This is a genomic window from Arcobacter acticola, assembly GCF_013177675.1.
Classification (GTDB): Bacteria; Campylobacterota; Campylobacteria; order Campylobacterales; family Arcobacteraceae; genus Aliarcobacter; species Aliarcobacter acticola.
This window is the reverse complement of sequence record NZ_CP042652.1, coordinates 2,993,170-3,019,071: the sequence shown is the minus strand read 5'-3', so window position 1 is coordinate 3,019,071 and position 25,902 is coordinate 2,993,170. Positions and strand designations below refer to the sequence as shown.

At 27.7% G+C, this 25,902-nt stretch carries 27 protein-coding genes; 9 read left to right on the top strand and 18 right to left on the bottom strand.

The genetic code is table 11. The features are described from left to right. Positions 1–229 precede the first annotated feature (229 nt). Both ruvC and purN read left to right on the top strand, forming a co-directional pair. On the top strand, positions 230–694 hold the full coding sequence (ruvC, locus tag AACT_RS15440) for a crossover junction endodeoxyribonuclease RuvC (RefSeq protein WP_172128453.1): 465 nt from the start codon (positions 230–232) through the stop codon (positions 692–694). A 51-nt stretch (positions 695–745) separates the two neighbouring features. Next, on the top strand, positions 746–1,354 hold the full coding sequence (gene purN / locus AACT_RS15435) for a phosphoribosylglycinamide formyltransferase (RefSeq protein ID WP_172128451.1): 609 nt from the start codon (positions 746–748) through the stop codon (positions 1,352–1,354). Positions 1,355–1,372: 18 nt separating this feature from the next. On the opposite strand, the gene AACT_RS15430 is transcribed toward purN, so the two are convergent. The 3 genes from AACT_RS15430 to AACT_RS15420 all read right to left on the bottom strand — a co-directional run bounded on the left by AACT_RS15430 (position 1,373) and on the right by AACT_RS15420 (position 3,496). Continuing rightward, entirely contained in the window at positions 1,373–1,828 is a 456-nt protein-coding gene (locus AACT_RS15430) for a hypothetical protein (protein ID WP_172128449.1), read from the bottom strand. A 69-nt stretch (positions 1,829–1,897) separates the two neighbouring features. Continuing rightward, complete coding sequence (locus tag AACT_RS15425) at positions 1,898–2,512, bottom strand: trimeric intracellular cation channel family protein (protein ID WP_172128447.1); 615 nt, start codon at positions 2,510–2,512, stop codon at positions 1,898–1,900. A 66-nt stretch (positions 2,513–2,578) separates the two neighbouring features. Then, positions 2,579–3,496: a glutaminase gene (locus AACT_RS15420; RefSeq protein WP_172128445.1), complete on the bottom strand. Its 918-nt coding sequence runs from the start codon at positions 3,494–3,496 to the stop codon at positions 2,579–2,581. A 214-nt stretch (positions 3,497–3,710) separates the two neighbouring features. Here AACT_RS15420 and AACT_RS15415 point away from each other — a divergent pair, with 214 nt between their 5' ends. After that, entirely contained in the window at positions 3,711–3,935 is a 225-nt protein-coding gene (locus tag AACT_RS15415; RefSeq protein WP_172128443.1) for a chemotaxis protein CheB, read from the top strand. Positions 3,936–3,950: 15 nt separating this feature from the next. On the opposite strand, the gene AACT_RS15410 is transcribed toward AACT_RS15415, so the two are convergent. Next, positions 3,951–5,009, bottom strand: coding sequence for an IS630 family transposase (locus AACT_RS15410; protein WP_172124971.1), 1,059 nt, complete (start codon positions 5,007–5,009; stop codon positions 3,951–3,953). A gap of 41 nt (positions 5,010–5,050) precedes the next feature. On the opposite strand from AACT_RS15410, the gene AACT_RS15405 reads away from it, so the two are divergent. The 5 genes from AACT_RS15405 to AACT_RS15385 all read left to right on the top strand — a co-directional run bounded on the left by AACT_RS15405 (position 5,051) and on the right by AACT_RS15385 (position 12,182). Beyond that, positions 5,051–7,891, top strand: a complete 2,841-nt coding sequence (locus AACT_RS15405; protein ID WP_228720593.1) for a CheR family methyltransferase — start codon at positions 5,051–5,053, stop codon at positions 7,889–7,891. Further along, positions 7,878–9,290 (top strand): GGDEF domain-containing protein, encoded by a 1,413-nt coding sequence (locus AACT_RS15400; protein WP_172128439.1) that lies wholly within the window; start codon positions 7,878–7,880, stop codon positions 9,288–9,290. Before AACT_RS15405 ends, AACT_RS15400 begins: the two co-directional genes overlap by 14 nt. After that, a complete protein-coding gene (locus AACT_RS15395; RefSeq protein WP_172128437.1) occupies positions 9,284–10,339 on the top strand; it encodes an HD-GYP domain-containing protein in 1,056 nt (351 codons plus the stop codon). Before AACT_RS15400 ends, AACT_RS15395 begins: the two co-directional genes overlap by 7 nt. A gap of 144 nt (positions 10,340–10,483) precedes the next feature. Continuing rightward, positions 10,484–11,515, top strand: a complete 1,032-nt coding sequence (locus tag AACT_RS15390; RefSeq protein WP_172125441.1) for an IS5 family transposase — start codon at positions 10,484–10,486, stop codon at positions 11,513–11,515. Between the two features lie 115 nt (positions 11,516–11,630). Continuing rightward, complete coding sequence (locus AACT_RS15385; protein ID WP_172128435.1) at positions 11,631–12,182, top strand: GGDEF domain-containing protein; 552 nt, start codon at positions 11,631–11,633, stop codon at positions 12,180–12,182. 35 nt (positions 12,183–12,217) lie between these two features. Here AACT_RS15385 and yedF read toward each other — a convergent pair whose 3' ends face one another. From yedF to AACT_RS15315, 14 genes are all read right to left on the bottom strand, one after another. Continuing rightward, the gene (gene yedF, locus AACT_RS15380; RefSeq protein WP_172128425.1) at positions 12,218–12,457 is read right to left on the bottom strand and encodes a sulfurtransferase-like selenium metabolism protein YedF; all 240 of its coding nucleotides are present in this window, start codon (positions 12,455–12,457) and stop codon (positions 12,218–12,220) included. A gap of 1 nt (position 12,458) precedes the next feature. After that, positions 12,459–13,661, bottom strand: a complete 1,203-nt coding sequence (gene yedE, locus AACT_RS15375) for a selenium metabolism membrane protein YedE/FdhT (protein ID WP_172128423.1) — start codon at positions 13,659–13,661, stop codon at positions 12,459–12,461. Between the two features lie 198 nt (positions 13,662–13,859). Continuing rightward, complete coding sequence (locus AACT_RS15370; RefSeq protein ID WP_172128421.1) at positions 13,860–15,062, bottom strand: ArsS family sensor histidine kinase; 1,203 nt, start codon at positions 15,060–15,062, stop codon at positions 13,860–13,862. 3 nt (positions 15,063–15,065) lie between these two features. After that, complete coding sequence (locus AACT_RS15365) at positions 15,066–15,731, bottom strand: response regulator transcription factor (RefSeq protein WP_172128419.1); 666 nt, start codon at positions 15,729–15,731, stop codon at positions 15,066–15,068. Continuing rightward, positions 15,724–16,113, bottom strand: coding sequence for a hypothetical protein (locus tag AACT_RS15360; RefSeq protein ID WP_172128417.1), 390 nt, complete (start codon positions 16,111–16,113; stop codon positions 15,724–15,726). The genes AACT_RS15365 and AACT_RS15360 overlap by 8 nt, the downstream gene beginning before the upstream one ends. Then, a complete protein-coding gene (locus tag AACT_RS15355) occupies positions 16,079–16,402 on the bottom strand; it encodes a diheme cytochrome c (RefSeq protein WP_237682642.1) in 324 nt (107 codons plus the stop codon). The genes AACT_RS15360 and AACT_RS15355 overlap by 35 nt, the downstream gene beginning before the upstream one ends. A 19-nt stretch (positions 16,403–16,421) precedes the next feature. Further along, the gene (locus AACT_RS15350) at positions 16,422–17,198 is read right to left on the bottom strand and encodes a cytochrome b/b6 domain-containing protein (RefSeq protein ID WP_172128413.1); all 777 of its coding nucleotides are present in this window, start codon (positions 17,196–17,198) and stop codon (positions 16,422–16,424) included. Between the two features lie 11 nt (positions 17,199–17,209). Beyond that, entirely contained in the window at positions 17,210–17,722 is a 513-nt protein-coding gene (locus tag AACT_RS15345; protein ID WP_172128411.1) for a diheme cytochrome c, read from the bottom strand. A gap of 10 nt (positions 17,723–17,732) precedes the next feature. Then, entirely contained in the window at positions 17,733–18,143 is a 411-nt protein-coding gene (locus AACT_RS15340) for a DUF1924 domain-containing protein (RefSeq protein ID WP_172128409.1), read from the bottom strand. Positions 18,144–18,152: 9 nt separating this feature from the next. After that, on the bottom strand, positions 18,153–18,650 hold the full coding sequence (locus AACT_RS15335) for a hypothetical protein (RefSeq protein ID WP_172128407.1): 498 nt from the start codon (positions 18,648–18,650) through the stop codon (positions 18,153–18,155). Between the two features lie 123 nt (positions 18,651–18,773). Beyond that, a complete protein-coding gene (locus tag AACT_RS15330) occupies positions 18,774–20,978 on the bottom strand; it encodes a PhoX family protein (protein WP_228720502.1) in 2,205 nt (734 codons plus the stop codon). Between the two features lie 92 nt (positions 20,979–21,070). Then, the gene (locus AACT_RS15325; protein WP_172128405.1) at positions 21,071–21,436 is read right to left on the bottom strand and encodes a diacylglycerol kinase; all 366 of its coding nucleotides are present in this window, start codon (positions 21,434–21,436) and stop codon (positions 21,071–21,073) included. Then, entirely contained in the window at positions 21,433–22,122 is a 690-nt protein-coding gene (locus AACT_RS15320) for a phosphatase PAP2 family protein (RefSeq protein ID WP_172128403.1), read from the bottom strand. Before AACT_RS15320 ends, AACT_RS15325 begins: the two co-directional genes overlap by 4 nt. Further along, positions 22,103–23,725 (bottom strand): phosphoethanolamine transferase, encoded by a 1,623-nt coding sequence (locus tag AACT_RS15315; RefSeq protein ID WP_172128401.1) that lies wholly within the window; start codon positions 23,723–23,725, stop codon positions 22,103–22,105. Before AACT_RS15315 ends, AACT_RS15320 begins: the two co-directional genes overlap by 20 nt. A 177-nt stretch (positions 23,726–23,902) precedes the next feature. Between AACT_RS15315 and typA the strand changes: the two genes are divergently transcribed. Then, entirely contained in the window at positions 23,903–25,717 is a 1,815-nt protein-coding gene (gene typA, locus AACT_RS15310; RefSeq protein ID WP_172128399.1) for a translational GTPase TypA, read from the top strand. The last annotated feature ends 185 nt before the right edge of the window (positions 25,718–25,902 follow it).

Below are 25,902 nucleotides of genomic sequence, written 5' to 3'. Positions count from 1 at the left end.
CTATTTATAAACTCTTTAATACGTAATTAGTAAATATTATATCAAAATTTTTTATAAAACAGCTTCAAAGTAATATAAATACAGTAAATTTATACAAGAATTATAAGTTATACACATGGTGAATAAGTAGTGAATAGTTTTTTTCTTTTAAGAAAGAATTTATCAAAAAGATACCATTATATCGCATGTTGTGTAATGTGAATAAATAAAGAATGAAAAGAGTGAAAAGGTGAAAATATTAGGAATTGACCCAGGGACTAGAAACTGTGGATATGCCATAGTAGAAAAGAATGGAAATAGCGTAAAATTGATAGAAGCAGGGTTAATAAAAATAAAAACTAAAATTTTGCAAGAGCAAATTGTAGAGATGACTGAGGGTTTTGATTTGATATTTGATAAGCATGTAATCAATCATGTTTCAATAGAAGATATGTTTTATGCATTTAATCCAAAAACTGTTATAAAATTAGCGCAATTTAGAGGTGCTATTTCTCTTAAGATTTTACAAAAATTTGGAAATTTTGCTGAATATACACCTCTACAAGTAAAACAAGCAGTAACTGGAAATGGAAAAGCAACAAAAGAACAGGTGGCTTTCATGGTTAAAAGGCTTTTAGGGGTTAAAAAAGAGATTAAACCACTTGATATTACAGATGCTATTGCAATAGCTTTAACCCATGCTCAAAGATTGTAATCTAATTTTAAAAAAGATATAATCAATGCTTTTAAAAAATTAGGATATATAATGACAGAAGAAAATAAAATCCTGTTCACAGGTAAAAAAATCGGAATATTAGCTTCATATAATGGTAGTGGATTTGAAACTATACAAAAAGCTATTGATGAAAAAAAACTTAATGCTAAAATTGTTGTGGTAATTTCAAACAATACAAATGCAGGAGTTTTATCAAAAGCAGAATCTTATAATATTCCAAATTTTATTATAAATGATAAAAGATATCCTGGTCAAAATATAGATGATAAATGTGCAAGATTATTAAAAGATTTTGATTGTGATTATGTATTTTTATCAGGTTTTATGAAAAAAATCGAATCAAGTCTTTTAAATGCCTTTCCTAATAAAATTATAAATACCCATCCAGCCCTTCTACCATCGATTTATGGTGGTCAAGGAATGTATGGAAGATTTGTTCACGAAGCTATTATAAAAAATGGTGAAAAAAAATCAGGGGTTACCATTCATTATGTGAATGAAGTTTATGATAAGGGTGAAATTATTCTTACAAAAGAATTAGAACTTGAAAATAATGAAACAGTTGATAGTTTAGAAAATAAAATAAAAGAGCTTGAAAAAGAAGCTATTGTAGAGGCTTTTGAAAAACTACTAGCTTAAAAGCTAGTAGAGAAATACTTATTTTAAAGTAGTTGCTAAATCTTCAGCTGTTTTAATAAATTTAATACTTGTAACTTTAGAATTATCTAAAGTAATAATAGTAATTTTATCTTGTTCAACTGGAAATAATGCTTTGTTATCTTCATCAATTAAAAGAATTGAAAAATTATAATCTTTCATTTTAGGTATTGCAAAAAATTTAGAAATTAAACTTGGCATTCCTGTAATATCAGCAACATATGCAATATTATTGTTAATTAAATAATCTTTTTCTTTAGCTGCTAAAAACTCTTTTATAGTATTACTTTCTTCTTTAGTAGCAGAAAAAATAACAGTTTTGATTTTTGAATCAATTGTGCTTTCTTTTTCAAATTGATCTTTTACTGTTAATACTGGAAGATCACTTCCTACTGTTAAAGAGTTAGCAAATGCACTTAATCCTAAAAATATTGTAAATAAAAATTTTTTTATCATTTTTTTCCTTTGGTTTTAAAATGCAAGATTTTATCAACAAATAGTAAACGAAAGGTTAAGGAAGAAAAATTATTCTTTAGATAAAGTCGGTAAATGCCACTTTTTATAATATGCAAGTAGTCTTAAAATTACTCCAAAAATAAATACAACCATCATAGTAAATAAGTTTCTTAATTCAAATAATTCTAATGTAAATATTATAGTTGCTATAATCAATGCAACAGTAGCATAAAATTCTGATACTAAAATAGATGGTACTCTATTTATTAAAATATCTCTTATTGTTCCACCTCCAACGGCTGTAAGAAAGGCTAAGATTAAAACACCTAAAAAATTAAATTCATTTTGAATAGCTACAATTGAGCCTGTGATTGAAAAAGATACTAAACCAACAGCATCGGAGATTATAAAAGCAGTTTTTCCTTCTAAATCATCTATTTTATGAAGTTTAAAAAGTAGGGCAATTAAAACAGTAGCTACAACTAATACAACAGGAAGATTGTTAGTAAAAACATAAGGTGTTTTATCAGCTAAAACATCCCTAATCATTCCACCACCAAGTGCCGTTAAAAATGATGAGATAAAAACACCTAAAATATCTAGTTTATAGTGTACAGCAATTAAAAAACCACTTAGTGCAAAACAAATTACTCCAATAATATCAGCTATTTCCAATGCACTCATTTTTTCAAATCCTAAAAATTAATATGATACAAAATTGTATATTTTATTGATTATACTAAAACAGGGTTAAAAAATTGATAAGCCTGTTTTTGAAGTAAATAGTTCTAATGCCTTTGTTCCAATTAGTGAATTACCTTGGGCATTTAATTTGGGTGAATAAACACATATTGACATTTTTTGAGGAACGATAGCCACAATTCCACCTCCAACACCACTTTTCCCTGGAAGTCCAACTTTATATGCAAAATCACCACTTGCATCATAGTGACCACAAGTTAACATTAAAGAACTTGTTCTTTTTGCTTTTGATATGCTAATTAATCTTTCATTTGTAAGAGGATTAACACCATGATTTGCTATGTATTGCATAGATTGAGCAAGTTGAGAAGTACTCATCATAATAGAGCATTGTTTAAAATAAGTATTAATAACTGTATCAATTTTATTATGAATATTATTGTAGCTTTTTATCATATTTATTAGTGCAAAATTTTTAAATCCATTTTCTAATTCTGATTTATAAATATCTTTATCATAAGTTATTGTGTCATCATTTGCAACTTTTTTTATAAAATCTAAAATAAATTTAAAAGTATATTTTTTATGAATTGAAACTAGGGTATCTGTGGTTACTATGGCACCTGCATTTATAAATGGATTTCTAGGAATTCCATTTTCATATTCAAGTTGAACTAAAGAGTTAAAAGGATCACCTGATGGTTCATGTCCTACTCTTTGATAAAGATCTCTTCCATATTGATGAAGGGCTAGGGTAAATGTAAAAACTTTTGAAATGCTTTGAATAGAAAACTTACTATTAACGTCTCCTACTCCAAAAGAAGTTCCATCAAATAAACGAACAGACATAATAAACTGATTTGGATCTACTTTTGCAAGTGCTGGAATATAATCTGCAACTTTACCTTCTGAAAAAAGAGCTTGTATTTCCTTTTCTATTTCTTCTAAAATAGCTTGATAGTTCAATTTATCTCCTAATGATTCTTTATATTTTACGTAATTTTACACTTTTTTAGTGTCTTATAAGTGTTTATGTAACAAAGAGTATTTTTATTTAATTATTATTAAGTTTAATCATAAAAAAAGATTATATTAAAATTGATAAAAAATTCCACATTTTATCTGATATCTAATAATAAAATTGATTAAATATTCCTTAATATAAAAAATAGGCATGATAATGAAAAATAATGATTTGATATATATTGGTATTGGTGCAAGTGCAGGAGGACTGGAAGCTTTACAAAATTTAGTTAATCATATTCCTACAAATACTAATTTTACATATATAGTTGCTCAACATCTATCTCCCACATATAAAAGTCTTTTAGTTGAACTATTGTCAAAAGATGCACCTATTAAAATAAAAGCTGCTGAAGATGGTGAATTATTACTCCCCCAATAAACAGAGCTAATTTCATTAGCTAGCATATTTAACACTTTGATGTTGAAAAAAGTTAGCTATTTTTTGTGGATTTTTTTGTAAATTCTCCATATAATTTTGTGTGTTTTCTTTTAGTTCTTTTTGATTTTTTGGCAGACCATTTTTATGTACATTACTCTTATAATCTTGATTCAAATATTCATCAGGATTAAATTCTGGGGAGTATGGTGGAAGATAAAAGAGTTTGATTTTATCTTTATGCTTTTCTTCCCAAGCTTTTACTAATTTAGCATGATGTACTCTTAGGTTATCTACTATCATAAATACTTTTTTATCATTTGATTTTATTACTTTTTCTAAAAAATCTATAAAATTATCTGTAGCTATTGAATCATCATACAATGCAAACATTGATTTACCTGTATTTGTAATGGCTGATATCATATTCACTTTAAACTTTTTAGCTGTATGAGTAAGAATAGGTTTTATTTTACTTCCTATTGGAGCATATCCTTTTAAATTTGATGGCATTGATACACAAGCAGTCTCATCAGCCCACCAAATATCAGCATTATTTATTTTTGCTTCTTTTTTGATTTTTGGATATGTTTCTTCCAACCAAGCTTTAGTTGCACTATCTTTTCTTTCATAAGCTCTTTTTATTGGTTTTTTCGAAGTAAATTGCCATTTTGCAAGATAATCTCCAACTGTTGATATTGGCATATCAATATCTACTACTCTTAGAATTAACTGTTTTACAGCTTCTCTTGTCCACAAAGCAAACTTAAACTTTAATTGTTCTGGGGTTGTATCTATAAGCATTCGGATGATTTTTTCCTCTTGTTCATCGCTAAGTCTCTTACCAGACTTTTTAGGACGACCAGTTTTTTGAACTTTAAGTGCTTTTTGACCATCTTTTTTATATTTGCTATACCATCTTGATGTTGTAATTTTTGACAAACCTAATATTGCAGCTGTTTCAAGATTACTTATACCACTATCCCTTAATTTAATTGCTCTATCTCTGAGATACTGTAATGTATTTGAATCTACTTTTCTAGCATCATTTTTTTCTAATTTATTTATTTTTTCCATTTCAAATTATAGCTAAATTTAGCATATAATTAGTTTAGTTTATCGGTGGAGTAATAATTGAAGCAAATACTATGTATATTTGCCCTCCAAATAAAAATATTGTAGTTGATGAAGATAAAATATTACTTCTAGAAACAAAAGAGATAAGTTATGGACCAAAACCATCTGTAAATTTACTTTTTGAATCAATAGCAAATGCTAAAAAAAATAAATCAATAGGAATTATTCTTTCAGGAACTGGAAGTGATGGAAGTAGGGGGATTAGGGCTATTAAATCAGAAGATGGATTTACAATAGCACAACAACCTATGAATGCAAAATATGATGGAATGCCAAATTCTGCAATAAATACTGGAAATATTGACCTTATTTTAGATACTGAAGTTATGATAACTGAAATTATAGAGATTTTGAATTATAGGGGAAAAAATATAAATCAAAATCCTATTCAAAATCAAAATCAAGTTTATACTAGCATTATCAAAAAAATATATACTGTCAAAAAAGTTGACTTTTCATTATATAAAAACTCTACAATTCAAAGAAGAATTGAAAGAAGAATGGCTGCTCTTAAAATAGTTAATATGAGTAATTATTATAAATATCTTTTAGAAAATGCAGAAGAAGCAGATTTACTTTTCCAAGATATTTTGATAAATGTTACATCATTTTTTAGAGATGAGGAGGCTTTTGCTTCATTAAAAGAGATATTAAAAAAAGCCATTGAAGAAAAAAAAGATAAAAACATTAGAATCTGGATTCCTGGATGTAGTACGGGAGAAGAGCCATATTCAATAGCAATAATTCTATCAGAACTTTTGGAGAATAAAGTAGCTGATTATAAAATACAAATATTTGCAACAGATTTAGACGAAAGTGTAACTTCAATTTGTAGAAAAGCTAGATATCCAGAAGCTGCAATTATAAATGTTGATAGAAATATAGTAAAAAAATATTTTACAGTTAAAAATGATGAGTATGAAGTAATAAAACCAATAAGAGATATGTGTATTTTCTCAAGACATAATATTATTTCAGATCCTGCATTTATGAGACTTGATTTAATCTCTTGCAGAAACATGCTTATATACTTTACGACTGAACTTCAAGATAGAATTTTTCCTATGTTTCATTATGCTTTAAATGATACGGGAATACTATTTTTAGGAAAATCTGAATCTATTGGAAGATACAATTATCAATTTAAATTTTTAGATAAAAAATGGAAAATATATCAAGCTATATTTCATGGGCAAAAAACACCTCCATTCCCTGTCAAACTTCCAAGTGAAAGAGAAAAAGCTAGATATCAATATAAAGAAGTGGAAGCAGCTGTTCAGCCTACAATATCTGATATGATGACTGAGCATATAAGAAAACATATTATTCCTAGATGTATTATTGTAAATGATAGTTTTGAAATGGTTTATATTAAAGGAAAAAATCCTTATTTAGTACATCCTGAGGGTGAAATTACTCAAAATGTATTTAAAAATATACATGATTCTTTGAGTCTTGAATTAAGAGCAAATTTGCACGCTTCTCAAAAAGAGAAAAAAACTATAAAAAGTAATTTTATAAAAGTTACAATAAATAGTGAAGTTGTTTATGTAAGAATGCTAGTTTCCCCACTAGATAATTCATATACAAAAGATTTATATTTAATTTGTTTTCAAGAAGAAGAATCAATTATTTTTGAGAAAAAAGAGTATTTAAATTCAGATGAATATAGTGGTGAAGTAGAAGCCTTAAATCTAGAAATAGCAAAAACAAAAGAGCATTTACAAACAGTAATTGAAGAACTTGAAACCTCAAATGAAGAGATGCAAAGTTTAAATGAGGAACTTCAAAGTTCAAATGAGGAACTTCAAAGTTCAAATGAAGAGTTAGAAACTACAAATGAAGAGCTTCAAAGTACAAATGAAGAGCTTCAAACAGCATATACAGAGATGAGGTCTATGTACGAAGAAAGAGATGAAGAAAATAAAACTACTATAAAATTAAAAAAAGAGTTAGAAGATATTTCTTTTAGAATAAAAGCTATTCATGATGTTACAAAAGTTGGAATAATTGATTATCATGTAAGCAATATGTCTGATTATTACATTGATGATAATTTTGCAAAAATTTTAGGGTATGAGTTAAGTGATTTGTCACATAAAGTAGATTTTATGACTTGGTATGAATCTCAAATTCATAAAGATGATAAAAAAATAAGACAGCAAAAAATAGAAGACTTACTTTTAAATAAAATAGACTCTTGTATATTAGATTTAAGAGTATTAAATAAAAATGAAGAGTATATTTGGATTCAGTGTTATTATATAGGTGTAAAAGAGACTAATTCAGCACATGTACTAAGATTTATTGGAACAATAAGAGATATAACTCAAGAGAAAGAAAAAGAAGAAAATAACAAAAACAAAAAAGAGATGATATATACTCTTTCAGCAGTAAACTTAAATGGTATATATATTTATAATTTTGAAAAAGAGAGAATAACTTACATTAATGAAGAATATACAAAAATAACAGGTTATAAATTAGGTGATTTAAATAAAAAAACAGCAAGTGATTTTGTAGAGTTATATTATCCAGATGAAGTGGAAATTATGAAAAATCACATAATTAACGTAAAAAAATTAAAATCAAATGAAAAAACTATAAATATAAAATATAGATTTAAAAACAAAAATGGTAATTATTTAACTTTAATTTCAAAAGATACAATATTGAGATTTGATGAAAAAAATGAACCTATAGAAATGATAGGAACTTTTGTTGATATTAGTCAATTTATGGATGAAAAAGCTGATCAAAGTCAATTAGATAATATCATTGATTCTTTAAACATTGAGGATGCTTGTAATGGAAGAAAATAAAGAATTAAGAGAAAAAGCTTATGAAATAATAAAAAGAAAAGGCGAATTCTTTTCCTTAAAATTTCAACATAGTGATTTAAAAACTCTTCTTCATGAATTGGATGTTTATCAAGCTGAACTTGAGGCTCAAAATGAAGAGTTAAGAAATAAAGAACTAGCTTTAATAAATGCAAATGTAAAGAATCAAAAGTTATTTAATGAAGCTCCATTTCCTTATTTATTATTAGATAATAGTTTAGTAATAATAGAAGCAAATTTTTTAGCGCAAGATTTCTTTAATTTTACAAAATCAAAAAAATCAACGGTACTTTTCTCTACTTATATAAAACAAGGAGAAATGAAAAAGTTTTTGAATTGGATAGTTTCAAATGAATACAAAAACAATTATTTGGAACTTGATTTAGTTAATTTTAATAAAAAATCAAATAGATTTAGACTTTATTTGAAAGATTATGAAAAAGGAAAAGAGGGATATTTATTATCGCTTAGAGATGTTCAAAAAGAGGTAGATTTAGCAGAAGATTTAAATAAAAAAAATCTTTTATTAAATGAAATAACTCAAAATCAAGAAAATATGATTATAGTTTATGATAATGAATATAATTTATTATTCTTAAATGATAAATTTTTAGAGTTTTATGCTTCAAAAGATATAAGTGATTTTAGAATAAAATATGATTCAATTGATTGTACTTTTATTAAAAATGAGGGTTTCTTTAGTGTAGATACTAAAATAAATCTTCATTGGACAGATATGATGATTAATTCAGAACAAAAAAATAATTTAATACTTATTAATGAAAAAAAATCAGATGAAGTAAAAGCCTTTATTGTGTCAATTTCAAGAAGTAAAACAGATCATATAATATGCTCATTATCTGAAGTTACTGATATTTCATTAGAAAAAAGGAAACTAGAAAAAAGAGTTTTCTATGATGAATTAACACAGATTTATAATCGTGCAAAATTTAATGATTTTTTAAATACAGAATTTTCTTTTTTTAAACGACAATCTTTAGATTTGTCTATTGTAATGTTTGATATTGATTTCTTTAAAGATATAAATGATAACTTTGGTCATGATGTTGGAGATGAAGTATTAAAATATTTATCTGATATTGTTGCTAAGAGATTAAGAGAATCAGATATATTTGCAAGATGGGGCGGAGAAGAGTTTATCATCTTATTAAAAGCATGTAGTAAAGAAGATGCTTGTAATTTTGCTCAAAATTTAAGGTCAAATATAGAAGATGCTATTTTTCCAAATGAAATAAAAATTACATGTAGTTTTGGAGTTACAGCTACTCTTCCAGATGATAGTATAAAAACATTTCTTAAAAGAGTAGATGAATTACTTTATGAATCGAAAAGAAATGGTAGGAATCAAGTGACATGTTAGAGCAAACTGACATAGAATTAAGAAAAAAGGCCTATGAAATTATACAAAGAAAAGGCAATGATTTTTCTTCAAAATTTGAAAGTAGTGATTTAAAAACTCTTCTTCATGAGTTGGATGTTTATCAAGCTGAACTTGAAGCACAAAATGAAGAGTTAAGGGAGAAAGAAGAAAAACTATTAACTTCTCAACTTGAGTATGAGAGTTTATTTATGGACGCTACAATAGGGTTTATTTTACTTGATAATAAGCTAGAAATACAAAATATAAATAATATAGCAAGAGCTTATTTTGCCTATAGATTTTTAAATGAAAAAAATAAAATGTTTATTAGCTTAATAGCAAGAAATGGTATAAAATCTTTTTTTAATTGGATTGATAAAAAAGAGTATCTTAAAAAACATTTAGAAATAGACTTACTTTGTGATAGTGGAGTAGCAAGTTTTAGATTAGATGCAAAGCCATATTTACTAAAAGATAAATGGATAGTTTTAACTTTAGAAAACGTAGAAAATGAAAAACTCTATGCATTAAAGAAATTAGAAAACTATAAAGAAGTGCTGTATACTTTAGCGGAACTAATAGAAAAAAGAGATCCATATACAGCTGGTCATTCAAAAAGAGTAGCAACATATGCGAAAAAAATAGCAAGTAAAATGCATCTTACAAAACAAAATTGTGACATGATTTATGAGGCTGGTATTTTACATGATATTGGTAAAATTGTTATTCCTGATTCTATCTTACTAAAACCATCAAGATTAAATGATAACGAATACAAACTTATAAAAAAACACTCTTCTATAGGATTTGAACTTTTATCTAAAGTTAATGATTTTAAAAAAATAGCAAATATTATTCACTTTCACCATGAACGAGTTGATGGACTGGGTTATCCAAAGGGCTTAAAATCAGATGAAATTCCTCTTGAATCAAAAATTTTAGCTATTGCAGATGGCTTTGATACAATGACAACAAACAGAATATATAATAAAAGAAAAAGTCTTGAAGAAGCTTTAGAAGAGTTAAATGAGGGCACCTCTAAAAATTAGTCAATATTCATAAAAATTGAAAATATTCATAAAATCACTGATGATGTATACTTTGCAATAAAGCGACAAAACCCTTTATGTAAGGCTTTTTGTAGGACTTTTTAGCTAAAATATCTATATAAATATAGGTACAAAGGTTAAAAAATGGCAGGACTATTTGACTACGAATTTCAATTGGAAAAAATCAATAAACATCAACCACCGCTACAAAAACTAAACAAGATTATTGATTGGGAGATGTTTAGAGAAACAATTGAATCAGCTTTAGAAAAAGAGGATAGAAAGTCAAATGCAGGAAGAAAGCCATACGATAAATTGCTAATGTTTAAAATTTTAATACTTCAACGATATTATAATCTTTCAGATGAACAAACAGAATTTCAGATCAAAGATAGATTATCATTTTTAGATTTTTTAGGATTGCAAATCGGTGATGATGTACCAGATGAAAAGACTATATGGTTGTTTAAAGAGCAACTAAAAGAGAAAGGTTTATCCAAAAAATTATTTGAACTATTTACCTCTAAACTTATCTCAAATGGAATAGTTGCCAAAGAGGGGACAATCGTTGATGCTTCATTTGTAAATGTACCCAAACAAAGAAATACAAGAGATGAAAATAAACAAATCAAAGAGGATAAAATGCCACAAAGCTTTGAAGACAATCCAAATAAAAAAGCTCAAAAAGATTGTGATGCAAGATGGACAACAAAAGGAGGTCAAAGAGAATATGGATATAAAGATCATGTAGCCTCAGATCAGAAAACTAAAATTATCACTAAATATGAAGTGACGCCAGCTTCAACCCATGATTCACAAGTGGTTAAAGATTTGATAGATGGAGATGATAATACCCTCTATGCTGATAGTGCTTATAAATCTGAAGAGACTGAGCAATATCTCGAAAGTAAAAATGTGAAATCAAAAGTTATCAAAAGAGCCTACAGAAACAAACCCTTAACCAATGCCCAGCATAAAGAAAATTATAAACACTCTAAAACAAGAGTAAGAGTTGAACATATATTTGGAACACTTACAACTCAAATGCATAATGCACTTAATCTTCTCTCAATTGGAATAGATAGGATAAAGTCCACAATAGGACTTACGAACCTTACCTACAACTTAGTCAGATACGAACAGATGGTTAGATTACAAAAGGTAAAATTGATATGAAAAGAGTTGGGAAATGGATGAAATATCCAAAATATTAGGGTGATTTCCACAAAATTCTTAGTAAAGTTCAGTTAGAATTGGGCTGAGATTTTTTAAAAATCAAAAAAAGTAAAAGTTGGGAGCTTTAAAAGGTATTTTTAGAGGTTCCCATGATTATAAAAATAGTATGTATGATAGTGACATAGTAGATATAGCGATTGAAGTGCTATCAAAAGAAAAAATTGATGAGAATATATCTCAGAATCCAATCTCACAAATGGAAAGTGCTAGATTCTCATATTTTTATAATGACCAATTAACACATTTATATAATATTAATTATTTAGATTTTATTATAAATCAAAGAATTTTGGAAGAGTATAATTATTTCCATGTTTTAAGTCTTAAAAATTTTTCTGAATATAATAAAAAATTTGGATGGATAGAAGGTGATAGATATTTAAAAAATGTGGCAACAATTTTAAAAGATTTATTTATAGATTCTGATAATCTTATTTTTAGAGTATTTGGGGATGATTTTGTTGTATTAACAAAAGATAAAAACACAATAGATTTAGAAAACTTTTCCATATTAGATGATGAAATCGTTAAGATAAAATTAGTATCTCATTTTATTGTAGATTTAGATATTCATATTTTAAAAGATATTGATAAACTTGGGATTTAATAAATAAAGGATTAAATAATCCTCTATTTACTTTTCTATTTTTGAATTATATATTGGATAGTAGGACCACTACTATCAATACTTAAAACTTTGTAACCATGATTCTTCATATCAATTGGGATATTATTGATACTTTGAGGACAATCACTAATTATCTCTAAAATCTCACCTTTTTTTAAACTTTGCATTGCTTCAAGAGTTTTCACAGCAGGATAAGGACAAGGCTCACCTTGCATATCAAGTCTATAATCTGGAACTATATTTTCTTTTTCCATCTCAATTTCCTTTTGTTTGTAATTTAAATCTATAATTTTTTTCTAATTTTAGAATTAATAAAAATAATAAAAATAAGAAAATATAATTCATAAATAATCCACCATAAGAGCCAAGTGATTCAAGCATATTTATTTTTGGCCAAGATGTAGCCAATGAGATTGAAAAACTATCCCACATAAACGCAAGTAAAGTAGCACCAATTACATTTCCAATTCCAACAATCCAAAAGTGAACTTGACCTTCAACAGCTCTATACATCCAACCACATTCACAACCACCTGCAAGAACAATACCAAATCCAAATAATAAACCACCAATAATAGCATTTGGTCCAGCCCACATGATTTTAGGAGGTGCACCCATCATTATATAAGAAAATACTCCAATAGTAGAAACAGCCATACCAACTACAATAGCAATTGCAAGTTCGCTTCTTCCTGTTGTAAAAATATCTCTAAATGCAGATGTAAAACAAATCTGAGCTTTAGCAATAAGTAAACCAAAAGCTGCTCCAAAAAGCATAGCAATTCCGAGTTTCATGCTATTTGCAACAAATATTAAGTATAAAGCCCAAATAAGCATAGCTATAAATACAAAAGAACCTATTGTAAATAATGATTTTACTTGTTGCTTATCTTTTTGTAAATCTTTGCTACAAGAAACTTTTTGTAGTTTTATTTTTGATTTGAAAAAAGAAAGTTCAGTTACTTTTACACCTAAATAAACACCAATAATCATAGCAAGAGTAAAAAACCATGCATGAAGTGAAAACTGAGGAATTCCAGTAAACAAACTAGCAAGGTTACAACCCATACCTAGACGTGCTCCAAATCCTGCAATTATTCCACCTATTAATGCTTGTGCAATTCTGATATTACTAGCAGGCATTCTAAGCTTTACATTGTTTCCCCAAAAAGCAGCTGCAATACATCCAGCGAACATACCAATAATCATAACACCATCAATTCGAGTAAGGCTATTCCCTTCCATTTTCATGATTTTATAATAACCCCAATTGCTAATATCAACACCAGCAAATTGTAAAATATGTCCACCCCATCGTGTGAACTCACCTGTAACTGCCCAATAAGTACCTGTTATACCAAAATAGTAAGCAGCAAGAACTCCTAACGCTATAACAGCAGGTGTTGGACGCCAAAAACTAACTAAATAGTTTTGTTTAAATTGCTTGAAATATTCCATGCAATGTTCTCCTAACAGTATGTTTTAATTTTGAATTTTGGATATGACTTTTATTACTTTAAAAGTATGTTTATCCTAAAAAAGATGAGATTGAAGATTGTTCATTTATCTCTATTTGTACCACAAATCTGAAGAAATATTAATATAAAATAGCTTAATAATTATTGAAAAAGTAAAATATTATTTACTAAAATGATTTTATTGAATATTTAATAGACAAATTTTAAAGATATTACTCTCATCTTTATAAGAATACTCCAATCTAAAATCGTGTTTATCAATAATCTTTTTTACAATACTCAAACCCAAACCAAAACCATCTCTTTGAGATAACTCTTGAGTAAAAGGTTTTAGGTAGTATTCAAGCTGTTTTGACAGCTCTTTACCTTTGTTTGATACTGATATAGTATTTAGATTTACATCTATTTGTATTGGATATGAAATAGCGTATTTTAAAGCATTATCAATTAGATTTTTTAAAACAATTGAAAGATAATATAGGTCACCATTTATTTTAAAATCTTCTTGTATGTTTATTTCTATTTTTGATTCATCATCAAGGTATAGTTTTTCTAAAGATTCAACTATTAAAGTTTCCGCTTTAAAAGTAGTGATATTTAGTTTTGTGGAGTTTAGTTTTTCAAGCTCTATTAGCTCATTTGTTAAAACTTCTAAATCTTTAAAAATCTTTTTTAATAGCTCTTTTTGTGAAAAATCATCAATCTTTTCTATGGCAAATTTTCCTTTTGCAATTGGAGTTCTTAGTTCATGTCCTATATCTCTTAAAAGCTCTTCTCTTGTTTTAATTAGGTTTTCTAAGTTTGATGCCATTTTATTAAAAGAGTTTGCAAGTATTCCTATTTCGTCATTTGATTTAATATCAATTCTACTTGATAAATCACCATTTGAAAAGTTTGTAAGTTGTTTTGTGATTATTTTTAAAGGAGAAAGAAGTTTTAAAATATATAAAAAAATCAAAAATAAAACAAAAATATCTACAAATACCAAAATATTTAATATTAATTTATCTGTGATATTTTCTTCATCTGCTGTTTTTAAAATATACTCATCATCTAAGTATTTGATTTTTATAATAAATTCATCTCCAAAAGTCTCTTGTAAAATTACTATATATCCAAAGGTAAGAGTGTTTTCATATAAAATATTATAATTGTTGTTGTTTTTTAACTCTTTTTTTTCTAAATCATATTTATCAAGTAGGGCATTTAATTGAGTTTTGTTTTCAATATTTTGAAAAAGTTCATTGGATATTTTGATATATTTTTCTTTTACAAGAGTATCAATCCTTTTTGAATTTATTTCATCAATCCAAAATCCAATTATACTCATAAGGGTTAAACTAATAAAAAATAAAATTGATATTTTTTTAAAAATTGACATGTTTTATCCTACGAATTTATACCCAATACCCCAAACAGATTTTATAAATATTGGATTTTTTGAATCATCGCCAATCTTATATCTAATATTTGAAATATGCATATCTATTGTTCTATTTTTAGTATTTTCATCTAAAGATGTGGCATTTAGTATCTGTTCTCTTGATGAGATTTTATTTAGATTGTTTATTAAAAACATGAAAATCTCAAACTCTATTTTTGTAAAATCAATTGGAAAACCATCTAAAACTACAGTTCTATTTTCTTTGTCTATTTCAAAATTGCAGATATTTATTTTATTTGAAATGTTTTTTTTCAAAATATGTTCAATTCTTAAAACTAACTCTCTTGGTTCATAGGGTTTTGCAAGATAATCATCGGCTCCTAGTTCAAACCCATGGATTTTATTTCCTATATCACCACGTGCTGTTGAGATAATAATAGGAATGTTTTTTATTTGTTTTAGTTTTCTAAATAAATCAAAACCATCCATATCAGGAAGCATCAAATCAAGTATGATAATTTCATAATCATTGTTGTTTTTAAAGCTCTGAATTGCATCTTTTGGATGAGTAAATGCAGTACAATCAAAGTTATAATCTTTTAAATATTCAATTATAAATTCTTGCATTTGTAAGTCATCTTCAATTAACAGGACACTTTTATTCAACTTCCCATTCCTTGAAATATTTGGAGAACTTTTTTCTTTGTTTTTCATTTAAAATATTATGAATATTATTCATCTTTTGTACTTCTAAAAGTGATGCTTTTGATTTGATTTCATTTAAAATAGTTAAATACTCTTTTTCATTGAAAATATCATTTCTTAAAATATCTCTTATTCTATCTTCTTGCTTCTCTTTAAACTCATAGAACTCTTTATATTGCTTTTTGAAGTCAATTAAAATCTCTTTCATTTTTACGGTTTGTTCATTATTTAATTCTAAATAATCAAGGTTTTTATATGTGTGTCTATACCAATGATTATCATCGTCTGCATTTACAAATAGAAATAAACTACTTAAAAGCAGAAAGATTTTTAATATTTTCATCTTCAATTAATCCTTTTTCAATATCACTATGACAAGCTTTACAGTTTGCTTTATTTTTTATATCTTTGTGATTATATAACTTTTTATCAATATCTTTATGGGTTTCTTTCCAAAATATTGTATCACTCATGGCTATTATATCTTTATCACCTATTGAATTCAAGAAATTCCAACTTGATTCCATACTTGAAGTCTCAGCACTATTTTTTACTAAATAAGCCAAAATATTTTTATTTGACTCTTCATCAATAGAGGCATCATCTCCAAAGTGATTTTCCAAATCACTCATCATTACTTCCCATGATTTTTTAGGCAAAAGCGTGGGAGGGATACAGAGTGTGGCACGATGCACACTCATTTACAAAAACTTCATTTTGTGTTTGATAATCTATTGTTTTATAAATAGATGAGACTAAAATATTATTTGGTTTATAGAAATTAAAAAGTAAAAATCCTATAAATAGTATAAACATAAAAAAAGCAAATATTTTTTGAAAAATATTTAGTTTTACACTTTCATTATCATTTGTTATTTTATAGCCAGTGATTATAGAGTTTAGAGTTTCATGCTTTTTATGAAGTAATCTATCACTTAAAACACCAGCAATATGAGCTACAATCAAAACTAAAAACAGAGTTGAAAATATCTCATGAATTCCTTTAAATAGTTCCATCTCTTTAAAAAAAGGTGAATTCCACGAAGATAAAATACCTTTTCCTTCTTGAATACCAAAGGCTAATACCCCTGTAATTACAGTTAAAAGTGCAACTATTAACATGGCAATCATTACATAAGAAGCTAATGGATTATGACCTATGTATTTTTGATTATCTTCAAAAATATTGTTTAAAAACTCTTTTACATTTTGTTTTCCTATTGAAAAATCTTTAAATAAAGAGTATTTAGGTCCAAAGATTCCCCAAAATATTCTAAATACAAGTAGTATTAAAACCCCATAACCGATTATTGCATGGTAATTTAACCATCTATCCTCATCAGCACTTAAAAAAGCCAATAGAATAAATAGTACAAAAAGAGCGTGAAAAACTCTAGTTGGTAATGACCAAATATATGATTTTTGCATAAATTATCCTTTTAATCTTCCCATCTTCCAAAGTTTGGGATATTTATAGCTCTTTCAGAATAAATGCCTTTATCTGCTGTTGTATGACAAGCCATACAGTTAAATAAGCCTTTTACATCGGGCTGTGTGATTAAATCTTTTCTTATTTCCCTATGTTTTTGAACCATATAAGGTGTTGTTGAAATAGAATCAGCTTCTTGGCCCGGAAGTAAACTTGAAACTATTCTATTACTTCTTTTATATTGCATATTTTTTTCAGCACTATTGTCATTTAGATATTTTGATAATGTTTCAAAATCTTCAGGAGCTATAGTGGCATCAACTCCAAAGTGTTTATCTAGATTTACCATCATTTTTTTCCATGAATTAGTAGGAAGAAGTCCTGGCTGATATGGGAAGTGACATGAACCACACTCTTTTATGTAAAGCTGATTATTTACAGGTGCAACATCAGTTCTCCCTGATGAATATGACTCTGCAAATAAAGAGTTCAAAAATATTGTTAAAAAAATTAAATATTTCATGGTTTCTCCTTTATTGGTTTATGATGTATGTTGTTACATCACCTTTTTCTAAAGCTGTTCCCTCACGATTATAAACATCATTAAAGTTTCTTTTCATCCATTTTTCAATCTCTTTTATATCTGTAAATCTTTTTGGATTTGCCTTTGGAGAAAGTGGCTCTATTGTTTTACCTGTGAAAGTGTTTTCTCCACTATTACTTAGATTTATTGTATGACAAGTAGTACATGAAATCTCTTTACCTTTTTTACCAATATGTTTTGATGTAAAAATCTCTTCACCTCGTTTTGCATCAAAGTTTTTAAAAGATGGATTTTCTTTTAAAACTTCTTGTTTTAAAGAGCCTAAATAATCATCAACAACGCTAGCAAATCCCAGATTAAAAGCAAAAGCCGCAATTACTAAAACTCTCAAAACTTTCATCTTATCTCCTTATTTTACTTCATTAAATTTATCAAAAAAGATACTTGAAAAAATCATAAATAAACCTATTAAAGCGCCACCTGTACTTATGTAAACAATTGTTTCTGTAAGAATATGATTATGAGCAGCATCTCTACCTATTTGTGGTGCTAAATAAAACATTAAATACCAAGATAATGGATAAAGAGTTCCAATTCCTATCATTGTTGAAGAGAAAGATTTTGCACTGTCTTTCATTTTAGATACTAGAATAATTAGTAGTAAAGCTAAAGAATAAGCAGCAATTCCAGCTGAATGAAAGTGTGCTCTTTGCACATATCTCCAAATTTTATCTTTACTTTTTTCATCATGTACTGCTGGATTAGCTTTAATATTTTCAGAAATATAGTTTTTAAATACTTCTTCTTTTGCTCCAAATGCAATCCCTAGTCCAATACCAAATATTAATGATAATAAAGTTATTAAAAGTCCTATTTTTATAACTTTTAAGTCAAAATTTATACCCATTTACACTCCTTTTTTATTTAGGAAGTATAAAGTAATAGTTTAAATTTCTTTTGTTAGTTTCCTTGACAATTTCTTGACAAAGTATTAATGAAGAAAAAGAAGAGTCAAAACTCTTCTTTTTTATTATGAGCCTACAATTCCACCATCATTTTTTGTAATAACAATAGTAGCTGATCTTGGTCTTGCAGTTCCATTATCTGGCCAGTGACTTTCAAAATTAGCTGAATCGCTTAAATCACTTGTATTTTCACCTGGATGTTGAATATTTACGAATATTGCTTTACCATCTGGAGTTTCAGTAATTCCTGTAATTTCGCAACCTTTTGGTCCAACTAAAAATCTTTTTAGATTTGTTGTTGAAGCTTCAGTTCCAACATAAGTTGTAATTGTCTCATCAGCATTACCATTACTTGGTACTGCTTTATTTATAATTTGAGTAGATTTACCATCATTATATGTTCCTGGGATTGCTGCTAACATCATACAGTTTGTTTTATCAGTGTAATAACCATCATCTGTTTGAAGCCACATTAAACCTTTTGATACTTGACTGAAATATAATCCATCAGGACTTGAGAAATCATTATCATCTGTTAATTTAGAAATATTTATATTTTCATCTGCATCAGATTGAGCACCAAATAGGTAAATATCCCAGTTAAATGCAGTTGCACTTGCATCATTTCCTACTTCTTGCATTCTAATTACATGTCCATTTACATTACCTTTAGAAATGGTTCCGTTTTTATCATCAGTGTAATATCTAGGATTTGCAGAATCAAGTTCAGAACTAGCTCCACTTGCTTTACCTCTATCTGTATTATTTGTTAAAGTAATATAAATATCACCTGTATTTGGGTGAACCCCTGTCCACTCAGGTCTATCCATAGGAGTTGCGTCAACTGCGTCTGCTGCATGTCTTGTATTTACTAAAACATCTCCTAGATCTGCAAAACTATAAGTTGCATAAGAAGTAACATCTGTATTATTCATAGAAAGTTCTAACCATTGTCCTGAACCATCATCACTAAATTTTGCAACATAAAGTTTTCCATCATCTAAATATTTATCTCCCACATCTAATCCACCATTTAAATCAGTTTCATCCCAATTTAAAGTAGATACATATTTATAGATATATTCACCCCTTGAATCATCACCCATATAATAAACTAAAGGTTTACCACTTGTTATAATTCCAGGCATAGCACCTTCATGTCCCATTCTTCCAAAGGCTGTTCTTTTTCTTGGAGTTGAAGTTGGATTAAATGGATCGATTTCAACAACCCAACCAAATGTATTTGCAGCATTTCTATAATCTTCAGTTTGACTAGCACCACTTGGAGTAACATTCCATCTATCGTAAATATCATCACTAATTGTAGAGTTTGCCCAACCATACGAACCATCACTTGCAGTTGAACCCATATATCTATTTTGTGTAGCTTGAGCTTTTGTATCAGTTAACGTACTACTTGCAGGTCTTTTAAAATATCCAGCCCAGTTCTCTTCACATGTAAGATAAGTTCCCCAAGGAGTTAAACCATTTGCACAGTTATTTAATGTTCCTCTTGTTTTTGCACCAGTTGTTGAGTATTTTGTTTTAACTAAGTCGTGATTTTTTACAGGTCCATAAATATTTATCTCTGTTTGAGCTGTTATTCTTTTATTAAATAAAGAACTTTTATTTATTGAGAATTCTGAACTTCCTTTTTGTATTTCGATAACAGAAACACCATGTGCTGATACTTCTTTATCAATTTCAGATGAAAGTCTTGAAGTTTTATCATAGGCTGCATTTTGAGCTACTGTATGCATAAAAATTTGTGTCATATTTTCATGATTCATACATAATAAACCTCTACTAGAGTTTGTTAAGTCTTTGGCAGTTCCAGCTGTATTCATACCAAAATATGACATTCCATCATGGTGATCTCCTGCTCTATAATTAAAGTCTGTATCACTTCCATCATTTATATAATCAGAAGTAAAAGAATTAATTGGATCACCTAATCTATATAATACTTGTACTGAATATCCACTAGGAACAGTTACCATATCATCTAGATTTTTAGGAACAGAATCAAAATCTAATAATGCAGCAGCTGCTACAGCAGATAGTGTACTACTAGGATTATTAGTACAGCCAGTTAAGTTTAATCCTAAGAAGCTTCCTGCAACTACAGCTAAGCTACCTTTTATTACACTTCTTCTTGAAACTCTTGTTTCAATTATTTCTTCTAATGATAAATTATATGAATTGTTTTTAGAGATAGAGTCTTGACCATTTGGTGACATTGGATGGTTTTTTGTAAGTAAGTCTTTCATATTTTCTTCCTTCTTTTATTTGCAGTATCATAAGAAGAAAAGATTACAAAATAATTACAAAAGATATTTACTTACACTTAGGTTACAAAATGTCATTTGATATAAGTATCTATTAGAATAATACTCCAAGTAACTACAAAGATAAAAATACTTAAAAATACAGCAGTACTTCCAACATCTTTGGCTCGTCCAGCCATGTGATGATGTTCTAAAGTTACTAAATCAACAACTCTTTCAATTGCACTATTTATAGCTTCTGTTAATAACATTCCCATTAAAGTGATGAACATTAAAGCTCTATTAGTAAGAGTTACATCAATAAAAATAATTACAGGAAGTAAAATAATAGTAATAATTAACTCTATTTTAAATGATGTTTCTGTTTTAATTAAGTCTACTAAGCCTTTTAATGCATAAGAGGTGTTTTTGAAAAAATTATATTTTGGTTGATTTCTCAAATTTCTTGCCTTTGTTTAAATTGTGTTAATTTTACTATTATTAAGATTATAAGCCAAGCCATCATCATAGTAATTATAGTATGACTTAAAAAATGATCTCCTAAAAGCATCTTATACGAACCCATACTCCAACCCACAACTAAAGCTACAGCTACAGCTCTTTTTTTATTAAGTTGAGTTTTGAATAGGAAAAAAAATGCCATTAGAGCAAAACCACCACTTGCATGACCTGCAGGCCAACATTTTGCTTTTGATGGCTGAACAAAATCTTTTGGATATGAATCAAAAACTTTTATATCAGGATAAACTCCATTAAAATTAACAATATTACAAGGACAAGGAGTATTTGAAATAGCTTTTAATGAACCAATCATTAAAGGAACAAAAATAGCTGACAATAAAACTATAATTAAACCTTTTTTATACTCTTGAATAAGAGGTTTTTTTCTAAAAATAACTAATGCCAATAAAATAAGTACAGCAAAAATTATAAGCCCTATCTTTAAACCATCATAAAGAAAGAATTTAAGTATAGGTTCATCTTTATTTATCAGCCATGTTTTTGATTCAAAGTTATAAAAAAAGTTTTGAACAAATATATCTAAATCACTAAATTGAAATAAAGCAATCACAGCTATTAATAAAATAGCTGTAATTAATATTTGTTTATTCAGGTTTAGAAGCATTGTGAATAATATCCATGTCTTTTTTATAAACTTCAGTTTCTACTTCAAATAGTCCTAACAGTGTATGAAATAAATTATCCTGAGAAAAAGAATTGTTTTTATATGTATTAAGCTTATCTGTATCTATTTCATCTTTTATTTCTCCATCAAACCACATAAGCGCGCCAATGTGTTTTTGATTATCCGGAGCCATAAAGTATGGAAGTCCATGTAAATAAATACCATTCTCACCTAAACTTTCTCCATGGTCACTCATATAAACCATAGCAGTTTCATAATCGTTTGAATAAGGCTTTAGAAAATTAATAACTTTTGATAAAAAGTAATCAGTATATAAAATTGCATTATCATAGGCATTACTAACTTCTTCTTGGGTACATTGTTCTAACTGATTTGATTTACAAACAGGTGTAAACTTCTCAAACTCTTTAGGATATCTTTTATAATAAGCAGGTCCGTGATTTCCCATTTGATGAAGAACTATTAAAATATCTTTACCTTTGTGTTTCTTTATATATTCATCAAGTCCTACTAACATTCCCTCATCTCTACACTCACCATCTTCTTCACATATTGTATTTGTTTTTGATGTTCTAAAATCTTCAAAATCAACTCTTAGTGCATTTCCTTTTGAATCTGAATTATTATCTCTCCATAAAACTTCAATATTATTTGTACCTTTTAATACATCAAGAACATTTTCAGTTGATATTCCTTTTTTATAGTCATAATCAGCTTTATCATAAATAGAAAACATACAAGGAACTGACTCAGCTGTTGATGTTCCACATGAATACATATTTGAAAAATTTATTATGTCTTCTTTTTTAAGAAGTGGATTAGTCTCTTTTTCATACCCATTTAAAGAAAATCTATCTGCACGAGCAGCTTCTCCGACAACCATAATAATAAGTTCAGTTTTTTCTACTTCATCATGATTTGCTTCTTCTTTGATTTTTGCATCTTCACCAACTTGTTTCACAAGAATTGGGCCACTGTTAAAAGTTGTGTTTACATATTTCCCTATGCTATAAATCCAATAAATTGGATTTACATGATATCTTAAAGGTTTGTGCTCTCTAAAAAATGATGTGTAAAATTTACTAAAAGAAAAAACAATTATTAAAATAACTATTAAAGATAAAATTATTGTTTTTACTTTAGAAAAAACTTCATTTTTAAAAGACTTATAATTAATCTTTGTCTTATATATAATGTATGATGGTAATAATCCAAGTAAAAATACATAAATAACTAATTTTAAGGAAAATAAATCAGATGATTCAGCTAAATTTGTTTGCATAGAATTTCTAATCATACTATCATCAATAACTACGTGGTAGGTATCCATAAAATATGCAGTAAAAGATGAAACGATTAATACAATTATTAAAAGAGGTTTAGTTGTATATCTAGAACTAAAAAGTGTAAATAAAAATATTATTAAACATAGTAGTAAAATTGCAACAGATATTAAACGAACTACATTTATTCCTTCAATGGGATATGTATTTATAACATTTGTAAAAAATGAAAAGTTATAAAATAGTGTAAAAAATATGGCACTTAAGAAAATAAGTTTTGCTTGAGAAAATTCTTTCAAAAAAATCCTTTTTTGTTTGTAATTGTGCGTATTTTACCTTGATTTAATTAATAAGTAATTAATACTAAATTAATTTTTATTCATATTCTTAAAATAATATACAATGTTTACCTTGTATATATCTATATATAAGTTAGGTTTTAGTATAATCGCGAAAATTTATATCAAAGAGATTCAATGAGAGACATTAGAAATATAGCCGTAATCGCACACGTTGACCACGGTAAAACTACACTAGTAGATGAGTTATTAAAACAATCAGGTACTTTTTCAGCACACCAAAATGTTGATGAAAGAGTAATGGATAGCAATGCTATCGAAAAAGAAAGAGGAATTACAATTCTTTCTAAAAATACAGCTATTGATTATGAAGGTGTAAGAATTAACATTATTGACACTCCAGGCCATGCTGACTTTGGTGGAGAAGTTGAGAGGGTTTTAAAAATGGTTGATTCTGTTTTATTACTTGTTGATGCTCAAGAAGGTGTTATGCCTCAAACTAAATTCGTTGTTAAAAAAGCGCTATCTTTAGGACACAGACCAATCGTTGTTATTAACAAAATTGATAAACCAGGTGGAGATCCAGATAGAGTTATTGATGAAGTATTCGACCTTTTTGCACAAATGGACGCTACTGAAGAGCAATTAGAATTCCCAGTTGTTTATGCAGCAGCACGTGATGGTTATGCAAAATTATCATTAGATGATGAAAATAAAGATTTAACTCCTTTATTTCAAACAATTTTAAATGAAGTTCCAAAACCAGTAGGTTCTGATGAAAATGGTTTACAATTACAAGTATTTACACTTGACTATGATAACTTCATAGGAAAAATTGGAATCGCTAGAATCTTCAACGGTACTATTTCAATGGGTGAAACTGTTCTTTTAGTTAAAGCTGATGGTGAAAAAGTAAAAGGTAGAGTTTCTAAACTTATCGGATTTAAAGGTATGGATAGATTTGATATTAAAACAGCTGGAACAGGTGATATCGTTGCTGTTGCTGGTTTTGAAACTATTGATGTTGGAGATTCTTTATGTGATCCAGCTAATCCAATGCCTCTTGACCCTATGCATATTGAAGAGCCTACATTATCTGTAACATTTGCAGTAAATGATTCTCCATTAGCAGGAACTGAAGGTAAATTTGTTACTTCAAATAAAATCAACGAAAGATTATCTGCTGAAATGAATACTAATATTGCTATGAATTATGAGCAAATTGGTGAAGGTAAATTTAAAGTTAACGGAAGAGGTGAGTTACAAATTTGTATTCTTGCTGAAAATATGAGAAGAGAAGGTTTTGAGTTCTGTATTGGAAGACCTGAAGTTATTACAAAAATTGAAGATGGTGTTAAAATGGAACCATTCGAACATTTAGTAATTGACTTACCAGATGAGCATACAGGTGCTATTATTGAAAAACTTGGAAAAAGAAAAGCTAATATGACTAATATGGTACCAATGGGTGCTGGTTATACAAGATTAGAGTTTGAAATTCCTGCACGTGGTTTAATTGGTATTAGAACTGAGTTCTTAACTGAAACTAAAGGTGAGGGTGTAATGAATCACTCATTCTTAGAATTTAGACCATACTCTGGAACTGTTGAATCTAGAAAATATGGGGCATTAGTTTCTATGGAAGCTGGAGAAGCTGTTGGTTATTCAATCTTCAACTTACAAGATAGAGGAATTATGTTCGTTAAACCTCAAGATAAAGTATATGTTGGTATGGTTATTGGTCAACATGCAAAAGACAATGATTTAGATGTTAACCCAACTAAAGGAAAACAACAATCAAATGTTAGATCTTCAGGTGCTGATGAAGCTATTAAATTAGTTCCACCAAGATCTATGTCTTTAGAAAATGCATTAGAGTGGATTGAAGAAGATGAAGCTGTTGAAGTTACTCCTATTTCTATAAGAGTTAGAAAAAGAGAACTAGACCCAACGGTTAGAAAAAGAACTGCAAAAAAAGAGAAATATAATTAATAAGAAATTCTTTTAAGCAAAACTTGAAGCTTTAGCTTCAATGTTGAGAAAAAAAGAAAAGTATAATAAATATATAATTTTCTTCTAATTAACGCAACTCCCATATAAAGGAAAGATAGTAAACTATCTTTCCTTTTTTTTTGCCCAAAACAATAAAAAAAGTGTTTTTTCACACAAAAACTATA